At 71.3% G+C, this 9,540-nt stretch carries 8 protein-coding genes; 2 read left to right on the forward strand and 6 right to left on the reverse strand.

What is annotated here, in order from left to right; all coding sequences use genetic code 11:
• Positions 1–36: 36 nt before the first annotated feature.
• Positions 37–1,881 (reverse strand): phosphatidylglycerol lysyltransferase domain-containing protein, encoded by a 1,845-nt coding sequence (locus ACFRMQ_RS32400; protein ID WP_380734305.1) that lies wholly within the window; start codon positions 1,879–1,881, stop codon positions 37–39.
• 377 nt (positions 1,882–2,258) lie between these two features.
• Here ACFRMQ_RS32400 and ACFRMQ_RS32405 point away from each other — a divergent pair, with 377 nt between their 5' ends.
• Positions 2,259–3,413 (forward strand): alpha/beta hydrolase, encoded by a 1,155-nt coding sequence (locus ACFRMQ_RS32405; RefSeq protein WP_380734306.1) that lies wholly within the window; start codon positions 2,259–2,261, stop codon positions 3,411–3,413.
• A 166-nt stretch (positions 3,414–3,579) separates the two neighbouring features.
• The gene (locus tag ACFRMQ_RS32410; RefSeq protein WP_380734307.1) at positions 3,580–4,368 is read left to right on the forward strand and encodes a ferritin-like domain-containing protein; all 789 of its coding nucleotides are present in this window, start codon (positions 3,580–3,582) and stop codon (positions 4,366–4,368) included.
• 40 nt (positions 4,369–4,408) lie between these two features.
• Here the strand turns inward: ACFRMQ_RS32410 and folE are convergent, their stop codons facing one another.
• From folE to ACFRMQ_RS32435, 5 genes are all read right to left on the reverse strand, one after another.
• Positions 4,409–5,014, reverse strand: coding sequence for a GTP cyclohydrolase I FolE (folE, locus tag ACFRMQ_RS32415; protein ID WP_030309924.1), 606 nt, complete (start codon positions 5,012–5,014; stop codon positions 4,409–4,411).
• A 107-nt stretch (positions 5,015–5,121) separates the two neighbouring features.
• Positions 5,122–7,176, reverse strand: a complete 2,055-nt coding sequence (gene ftsH, locus ACFRMQ_RS32420) for an ATP-dependent zinc metalloprotease FtsH (protein ID WP_380734308.1) — start codon at positions 7,174–7,176, stop codon at positions 5,122–5,124.
• Positions 7,177–7,399: 223 nt separating this feature from the next.
• Entirely contained in the window at positions 7,400–7,954 is a 555-nt protein-coding gene (hpt, locus tag ACFRMQ_RS32425) for a hypoxanthine phosphoribosyltransferase (protein WP_049654051.1), read from the reverse strand.
• A 71-nt stretch (positions 7,955–8,025) separates the two neighbouring features.
• Entirely contained in the window at positions 8,026–9,168 is a 1,143-nt protein-coding gene (tilS, locus tag ACFRMQ_RS32430) for a tRNA lysidine(34) synthetase TilS (RefSeq protein ID WP_380734309.1), read from the reverse strand.
• Between the two features lie 185 nt (positions 9,169–9,353).
• On the reverse strand, positions 9,354–9,540 hold a 187-nt coding region (locus ACFRMQ_RS32435; protein WP_380734310.1), incomplete at its 5' end, for a hypothetical protein.

Raw genomic sequence — 9,540 nt, forward strand, 5'->3', positions numbered from 1 at the left:
GTCGTCGGCAGGGGCCCCGGGCGGTACGGACGGGCCTCAGGCGGCCTCGGTGACCTCACGGGTCGAGGGGACGGGCATCAGCCCCTCGCGCTGGCGCTTGCGCCCGAAGCGAGGCATGCCGAGGGTGATGAAGGCCTCCGCCTGCATCGCCGCGAAGCCGATCCGCGGCAGGTCCCGGGTGTTCGGGAAGACCAGGAAGCGCGGCTCCCACTCGGGCTGGAACTTGGCGTTGAACTTGTACAGCGACTCGATCTGGAACCAGCGCGACAGGAACACCAGCAGTCCGCGCCAGGCGCGCAGCACCGGGCCGGCGCCGATCCGCTCGCCGCGGGCCAGCGCCGAGCGGAACATCGCGAAGTTGAGCGACACCCGCCGCACGCCCATCGCCGGCACCGCCTGGAGCGCGGCGACGATCAGCAGCTCGTTCAGACCGGGGTCGGCGGCGCGGTCACGGCGCATCAGCTCCAGCGAGATGCCGTCCGGGCCCCAGGGCACGAAGTGCAGCACGGCCTTCAGGTCGTCTCCGCCCTCCTCGCCCTCCTCCGGGGCCTTGTGGGCGGTGACCACCACGCAGTCGTCGTCCAGCGGGTCACCGAACCGGCCGAGGGCCATCGAGAAGCCGCGCTCGGTGTCGGTGCCGCGCCAGCGGGCGGCGGCGTCGGCGATCCGGTACTTCTCCTCCGCGTCGACCTCGGAGACCCGGCGCACCTTGCAGGAGTAGCCGTTGCGCTCGATCCGCTTGACCATCTGGCGCACGTTGCGCATGGCCCGGCCGGACAGCGAGAAGGCGGCGGTGTCGACGATCGCCTCGTCGCCCAGCTCCAGCGCGTCCAGGCCCGCCTCGCGGGTCCAGACCTCGCCGCCGAGCTCGCTGCACCCCATCACGGCCGGCACCCAGGCGTGCTCACGGGCCTCGGCCATGAACACCTTGATCGCGCCCGGCCAGGCCTCGACGTCGCCGACCGGGTCGCCGGAGGCCAGCATCACGCCGGAGACCACCCGGTAGGAGATCGCGGCCTTGCCGGTGGGCGAGAACAGCACGCTCTTGTCGCGGCGCAGCGCGAAGTAGCCGAGCGAGTCGCGCTCCCCGTGCCGCGTCAGCAGCGCCCGCACCTTCTCCTCGTCCTCCGCGGTCAGTTCGGGCTTCGGCTTGCCCGGGCGCAGCGCCAGGTAGGCGGTGGTGAAGGCGGTCAGCAGGCCGAGCCCGCCGAGCAGGTAGGCGACCAGGTCGGAGATCCGGTCGCTGCTGTACCGGACCGGGCCCTCGAAGCCGAACAGCCCGTATCCGACGTGCTGCAGGCGCTCGGTCAGGCCCGGGTGGCCGATCTCGTACTTGGTCCGGGTGCTCACGATCAGCAGGCCGAGCAGCACGCTGAGGACGCCCATGACGACCAGGTTGGCCAGCGCCCGCCAGCGGGTGCGCGGATCGGCCTTGGCGTAGAACTCGCGCTGGTGGACGAGCATCACGACGAGGACCACCAGCGAGACGACCGCCGGGCCGATCTGGTGCCAGCGCACCAGGTGCAGTCCGGCGCTGACCGGCAGCAGCACGCAGACCGCCCGCCAGGCCCGCCGCTTGCGCCGGCGCAGCGCGTGCGCCAGCGGCACCAGCAGGATGCCGACCATCAGCGTGCCGACCGCGGCCAGGCTGGTGGTGCCGCCCGGCAGCTGCCCCGCGACGGTGTGCATCTTGGTGTGCCGGAGCTTGGGGAACACCGCGCCGGCGATGTCCACGAGCCCGATCAGCAGGCAGGCGTAGCCGACCGCTCCGGGGAGCCAGGCCCTCGGTACGGAGGCCGCCTGGTTGCGCAGCGTCTGCAGACCGCGACGACGGCGCGGCGGCTGCTCGGGGCTCGGCTCAACGGACACGGGAACGCTCATGGAAGCTCAGCGTAGGGGCTGCGGTGCGGTGTCCCGTCACTCCGGGGGAGGACGCGTGATGGACCTTCATGCCTATTCCTTCATCAGGCAATGCGCATACCAAGGATCCGGAAACGGACGGTAAACCGGGGCCTCGGTGGCGATGCGGGTTGAGCCGGCGGTGGGAGCCGGGGGTCCGCCGCAGCGTGGCGCGGCCGGACCCTCCGGGAGGCGTTACGTACGGTGGACGCCGCATTCTAGGGCGCCGGTTGCCTGTGACTCCCCCCGCCCCTTTCCGGCCCCCGGGCGTCCGGACAGCCTAGCCGCGGTGGCCGTGGCTGACGGACCGCCAGACGATGAACCTCGCACCGACAGTGTCCCACCGGAAGGTCGACGGTATGGAACTGACCAGCGAAGCGCTGGTGGACTCGCTGCTCGCCATCGGCGCTGCGGCACTCCTCACGACCCTGTGGGTCTGGCCCCGGCTGGCATCGCAGCGCCCGCTGCCGGTGCTCGGCCGGATCGGGCTGCTGACAGCCGTTCAAGTCACGGTCCTGGCCGTGCTCGCCCTGTCGGTGAACAACTCCTTCGGGTTCTACACCTCCTGGCACGACCTGCTCAGCCCTGGCGGCGCCAAGCTCGCGCTGGCCGGCAGCGAGAACCACAAGGGCGGCGTCCCGGTCGACGACGCGCTGGTCCAGCCCTCCGCCGAGGGCGGCCTGGAGACCATCACCAACCTGCCGAAGGGCCCGCCCGAGGAGGTCGGCAAGGTCGAGTCGGTCCGGGTCAGCGGCAAGCAGACGGGTTTCTCCGACCAGATGTTCGTCTACCTGCCGCCCGCGTACTTCGACGAGAAGTTCGCCCTGGTCCGCTTCCCCGTCCTGCTGGCCCTGTCCGGATACCCCGGCACCACGCTGAACCTGCTCCACGAGCTCCCCCTCGCCCAGACCGCGATCGAGCTCCAGCGCACCGGCAAGATGCCGCCCACCGTCCTGGTGATGGCCCGCCCGGCGGTCGTGCCGTCCCGGGACACCGAGTGCGTGGACGTCCCCGGCGGCCCGCGCACCGAGACCTGGTTCGCCAAGGACGTCCCCGAGGCCATCCGCGGCAACTACCGGGTCGGCCGCACGGCCGGCTCCTGGGCCACCATGGGCTACTCCACCGGCGGCAGCTGCGCGCTGCGCCTGGCGATGCGCTACCCCGGGGTCTTCGGCAGCGCGGCGAGCCTGCACGGCGACTTCTCCGTGCGCCAGGACAACTACACCGGCGGCGACCTCTTCAACGGCGACAAGGCGCTGACCCAGCAGCACGACCTCGGGTGGCGGCTGCAGAACCTGCCGGTCCCGACGCTCAACGTGCTGGCGGTCTCCACCCGCACCGAGGGCGACTACCCGCAGACCGTCCAGTTCGTCGAGCAGGCCACCCAGGTCGCGGCGGCCAACCCCCAGTTCAAGATCGACTCGCTCTACCTGGACGACGGCGGGCACAACTTCGACAGCTGGACCAGGGAGCTGCCGGCCTCACTCGAATGGCTGGGCTCCCACCTCGGCTAGGCCGTGTCCCACGAGTCCCGCCGGGCGCGCGAATCATGGGACACGGACTGGCGCGGGTGGGCGACTACCCGCCGGTCGGTCCGGGCGGCGGGCGGCTCGGGGGAACGTATCGCGGCCGCCCGTCGCCCCCGGCGGGCACCACCCCGGATCCGTGCAAGGAGGCACCGTGCTGAGCACCCGCTCGCTCTTCGACGAGATCTACCGGAACGACCAGGCGTACCAGCTCTTCTGCAGCATCGCGGCCGACGGCGAGGACCAGGGCGGCTGGGAGAACGAACGGATCACCGCGCTCGTCCGCGACCCGGTCCTCGCCCCCAAGGTCGCCCGGCACGGTGCCGACGAGCGCAAGCACGGCCGGATCTTCGCCCAGCTGCTGCACAAGCGCGGCCTGCCCAAGGTGCCCGTGCCGGACGAGGCCGACTACTGCATGCTCCTGGAGCGCCAGGGCATCGGCCTCCCGCACGAGCGGCTGAAGGGCGACGCCCCGCTGACCGACCGCGAGATCATCACCTACCTCGCGCACAGCCGGGTCACCGAGCAGCGCGCCGCCGAGCAGATGCGCCGGCTGGTCCGGACGTACGGGGACAACCCCGAGCTCGGCCGGGCGATGCGGATGATCTCCGCCGACGAGGACGACCACCTCGCCTACTGCCACGAGGAACTGCTGCGGCTGCACGCCGAGGGGCACGGCCCGTACATCCGGCACGCCCTGGAGACCAGCGCCCGCGGCGAGATCCGCACCCACCGGGACGTCGGCCTCGCGGTCGCCTCCCGGATGGCCCGGATCCTGCGCTGGCCGCGCTGGCAGCTCGCCCTGGTCACCCTCGGGGTGCACGCGCTCTACCTGTTCGACCGCGCCTACGGCTGGCGCCGGATGGTCGCCCTGCGGATGCCCGCGCGCCGCAACGCCCTGGGCACCCCGGCCCCGCCGCACGCGGAGCGCGAGGTGCTCTGAGCCCCGCGCCGTCGGACGCGGGGCCGGGCGCAGCGCCGGGCTACCGTCCGATGATGAGGCTCATCGCCTCGGCCCGGGTGGCCGGATCGCGCAGCTGGCCGCGCACGCAGGAGGTGATCGTCTTGGCGCCGGGCTTGCGGATGCCGCGCATCGACATGCACATGTGCTCGCACTCGACCACGACGATCGCCCCGCGCGGCTCCAGGATCCGCATCAGCGCGTCGGCCACCTGGCTGGTCAGCCGCTCCTGGACCTGCGGCCGGCGGGCGTAGACGTCGACCAGCCGGGCGAGCTTGGACAGCCCGGTGATCTTGCCGCTGGTGGACGGGATGTACCCGACGTGCGCGACCCCGCGGAACGGCACCAGGTGGTGCTCGCAGACCGACGTCAGCTCGATGTCCTTGACCAGCACCATCTCGTCGTGACCGAGGTCGAAGGTGGTGGTGAGGACGTCCTCGGGCTCCTGCCACAGACCCGCGAATATCTCCTTGTAGGCACGCGCGACCCGCGCCGGAGTCTCCAGCAGCCCCTCGCGGTCCGGGTCCTCCCCGACGGCGAGCAGCAGCTCGCGGATGGCGTTCTCGGCCCGCTTCTGGTCGAAGGTTCCGACGGCGGGCGGACCGTCGAGCGTCACCGGATCGATCATGCGGGCCTCGCTTAGATGTGGGAAGACTCTGGCTGAACAGCACGGATGCCGCGCCTCCAGGGTACAAACCCTGGTGACGCGGCATCCATTCCCTGCGGAAGCGGGGGTCAGCCCTCGGTCGGCGGCTCCGTGGCGGGCCGCTGCGGGAGCTTCACGATGTCCACCGGAGCGCTGTCCAGGGCGGCGGCGCCGTTGGTGAGCGCCAGCTCCTTCGGGGACTGCACCGGGGGACGGGTGGACGGCGTGCGGCGGGCGGAGCCCGTCCAGGCCGGCCGGTGCGGGCGCTTGACGATCGTCGAGAAGATCTCGGCGATCTGCTCCTTGTTCAGGGTCTCCTTCTCAAGGAGCTCCAGAACCAGGTTGTCGAGCACGTCGCGGTTCTCGACCAGGATCTCCCAGGCCTCGTTGTGCGCGGTGTCGATGAGCTTCTTGACCTCTTCGTCCACCAGCCCGGCGACCTCTTCCGAGTAGTCGCGCTGGTGGCCCATCTCGCGGCCCAGGAACGGCTCCGAGTTGTCGCTGCCGAACTTGATCGCGCCGAGGCGCTCGGTCATGCCGTACTGGGTGACCATGGCCCGGGCCGTCGCGGTGGCCTTCTCGATGTCGTTCGAGGCACCGGTGGTCGGGTCGTGGAAGACCAGCTCCTCCGCCGCGCGCCCGCCCATCATGTAGGCGAGCTGGTCGAGCATCTCGTTGCGGGTGGTGGAGTACTTGTCCTCGTCCGGCAGCACCATGGTGTAGCCGAGGGCCCGGCCGCGGGACAGGATGGTGATCTTGTGCACCGGGTCGCTGTACTGGCAGGCCGCCGCGACCAGGGCGTGGCCGCCCTCGTGGTACGCGGTGATCTTCTTCTCCTTGTCGGACATGATCCGCGTGCGCTTCTGCGGACCCGCCACGACGCGGTCGATCGCCTCGTCCAGGATGTTGTTGTCGATCAGCTTCTTGTCCGAGCGGGCGGTCAGCAGCGCCGCCTCGTTCAGGACGTTCGACAGGTCGGCACCGGTGAAGCCGGGGGTGCGCTTGGCGACGGCCGACAGGTCGACGTCGGGCGCGATCGGCTTGCCCTTCTGGTGCACCTTGAGGATGTCCAGCCGGCCCTGGAGGTCGGGGCGCTCCACCGCGATCTGGCGGTCGAAGCGGCCCGGACGCAGCAGCGCCGGGTCCAGGATGTCGGGGCGGTTGGTCGCGGCGATCAGGATCACGCCGCCCTTGACGTCGAAGCCGTCCATCTCGACCAGCAGCTGGTTGAGGGTCTGCTCGCGCTCGTCGTGGCCGCCGCCGAGGCCGGCGCCGCGGTGCCGGCCGACGGCGTCGATCTCGTCGACGAAGACGATCGCCGGGGCGTTCGCCTTGGCCTGCTCGAAGAGGTCGCGGACGCGGCTGGCGCCGACACCGACGAACATCTCGACGAAGTCCGAGCCGGAGATCGAGTAGAACGGCACCCCGGCCTCGCCCGCGACGGCGCGCGCCAGCAGGGTCTTGCCGGTACCGGGCGGGCCATAGAGCAGCACGCCCTTGGGGATCTTGGCGCCGACGGCCTGGAACTTGGCCGGCTCCTGGAGGAACTCCTTGATCTCGTGGAGTTCCTCGACCGCCTCGTCCGCGCCGGCGACGTCGGCGAAGGTGGTCTTCGGGGTGTCCTTGGTGAGCAGCTTGGCCTTGGACTTGCCGAACTGCATGACCCGGGAGCCGCCGCCCTGCATCTGGTTCATCAGGAACAGGAAGACCAGGACGATGATCACGATCGGGAGCATCGACAGCAGCAGGCTGACGAAGGTGCTCTGCTTCTCGGGGCTGACGGTGTAGCCCTCGGCGAGCGTGCTCTGGTCCTTGTCGTTGACCTGGGCCTGGAGCTTGTCGGCGATGGCGACGCCCTGGTCGCCGATGTACGAGGCCTGGAACTTGGTCCCGGACGGGGTCTTGCCCGTACCGGCACTGGGCAGCGTTGCGCCGTCCTTCAGCTGGATCTTGATGGTGTTCGAATCACCGGTGGTGATCTGCGCCGACTTGACGTTGTGCGCGTCGATCGCCGCGACCACCTGACCGGTGTCCACCGTCTTGTAGCCGTTCGAGTCCGACACGACCTGCATCAGTACGATGACGGCGAGGACGGCCAGCACGATCCACATGATCGGCGCACGGAAGTATCGCTTGACGTCCATCCATGCGGGGCGTTGCCGCCCCGTCCCTCCTGCCACTCAGCGGCGCCGTTGGGCTCAGGGCCGCGGCGCATCCGGTCGGTGCTCATGTGAAGAGCGGTTTATTGGACCGTACCGCAGTCGGACCCACCCATGGCGGGAGCACGGCGACACGGCTTTGGTTCTCTGTCCCACGGAGCAACGGGCGGGAACGACGTACTGTTCCCGCCCGTAGCCCGAACGGGCCTCAGCCGCCGTAGACGTGCGGCGCGAGGGTGCCGATGAAGGGCAGGTTGCGCAGCTTCTCCGCGTAGTCCAGGCCGTAGCCGACCACGAACTCGTTGGGGATGTCGAAGCCGACGTACTTCACGTCGATCTCGACCTTGGCCGCGTCCGGCTTGCGGAGCAGGGCGCAGACCTCCAGCGACGCCGGGCCGCGCGAGCCCAGGTTGCCCAGCAGCCAGGACAGCGTCAGACCGGAGTCGATGATGTCCTCGACGATCAGGACGTCACGGCCGGCGATGTCGGTGTCCAGGTCCTTCAGGATCCGCACCACGCCGGAGGACTTGGTGCCCATGCCGTACGAGGAGACGGCCATCCAGTCCATGGTGACCTGCGAGTGCAGGGTCCGGGCGAGGTCGGCCATGACCATCACGGCCCCCTTGAGGACGCCGACGATCAGCAGGTCCTTGCCTGCGTAGTCCCGGTCGATGCGCTCGGCCAGCTCAAGGAGCTTGGCGTCGATCTCGTCCTTGCTGATGAGCACCTTCGCGAGGTCAGCGCCCATGTCGTTCTGGTCCACCGGGGATACGTCCTCAAACGTTCGGGGTATGTGTGGCCGGCGGCCGGCTGCCCCGGGGCATGCCTCGCCCGTCAGTCACCCTGCCGCCGAAAGACCAGCGTGCCACACCTGCGGGTGGCCTCGACGCCCCCGGGTAGGTGCAGCGGGCCCTGTCCGCGCCATCCGGTGACCAACAGGTCGATCGTCTCCAGGTGCCGGGCGAAGAGGTCCCCGGCCGGGCATCCGGCCCGCAGCGCGGCCCGGCGCAGCACCCGGCGGCGCACGGCGGGCGGCAGTTCGGCCAGTTTCGCGGCGTCCAGGGCGCCGTCGCCCGCCCGGAGGTCGCGCTCGGCCAGCGCGGCCCACTGGTCGAGGGCGTCGGCGTCGTCCCGGAACAGCCGGGCGGTGCGGGCCAGCGCCTCGACCACGCCGCCGCCCAGGTGCTTCTCCAGGACCGGCAGCACCTCGTGGCGGACCCGGGAGCGGGTGTAGGCGGGATCACAGTTGTGCGGGTCGTCCCAGACCGGGATCGACTGCGCGGTGCAGGCCTGCCGGGTGGCCGCCCGGTCCAGTTCCAGCAGCGGGCGGCGGTAGCGGCCCTTCTGGGCCGGCATCCCGGCCAGCGAGCGGGCGCCGGAGCCTCGGGCCAGGCCCAGCAGCACCGTCTCGGCCTGGTCGTCCCGGGTGTGGCCGAGCAGCACCGCGACCGCGCCGTGGCGCTCGGCGGCCTCGTCCAGGGCGGCGTAGCGGGCGTCCCGGGCGGCGGCCTCCGGGCCGCCGGTGCGGCCGACCTCCACCGGGACCGCCTCCGCCGGGTCGAGGCCGAGCGAGCGCAGCCGGTCGGCCACCTGGGCGGCGCGCTCGGCGGAGCCGGCCTGGAGGCCGTGGTCGACGGTGACGGCGCCGACCCGCAGGCCGATCTTGGGGGCCTCGAAGGCGGCGGCGATGGCCAGCGCCATCGAGTCCGCGCCGCCGCTGACGGCGACCAGGACCAGCGGCGAGCCGGGTGCGGCCGGCGTGCGGGGCAAGCCGGAGGGGTGGCGCGCGGCGTTGCCGATCAGGGTGGAGCCGACCGCGGCACCCACCAGCGGCGCCCCGGCCGGGCGCTCCCGGGGCCGGCACTCCCGCGGCTGGCGCACGGGAGCGGTGAACGTGGAACCGGCCTCGGCGGCGAGGTCGGTGAGGGTACGGCGAACGGCCAGGCGTATCGCGGCGACGGCGGGGTGAGGGCCCACGGCGGACGACTCCTCGGCGGAGAGGGGGACAGGACGTGCGGCGGACGCGGCGGGGACCGCGCACCCGCATGAGCGCCCTGTTACCGGGCGCTCACAGATGGTGGCAGATAGTGGCCACCCGCTAGGCCACCCGCGCCCCCGGTACGAGCACCGTCCCACGTTCGGGTGAATGAAGAAACGCTTCTTCACTCGTCGTCCGGCTGATTGGACCACCCGTACGAGCGGGTGCGACGGGCGCGCGCCGCGACGGCTTCGAGTCGTGTGAGCGCGGCCCGCTCCCCCACCGTGGTGGCCTCCTGATTCGCATCCGACGCCGCCAGCTCGATTGTCGCCGCAGTACGTAGATCCATAGTCACTGGTGTTCCTTTGCGT

It is taken from the genome of Kitasatospora sp. NPDC056783 (assembly GCF_042789895.1).
In the GTDB taxonomy this organism is placed as follows: Bacteria; Actinomycetota; Actinomycetes; order Streptomycetales; family Streptomycetaceae; genus Kitasatospora.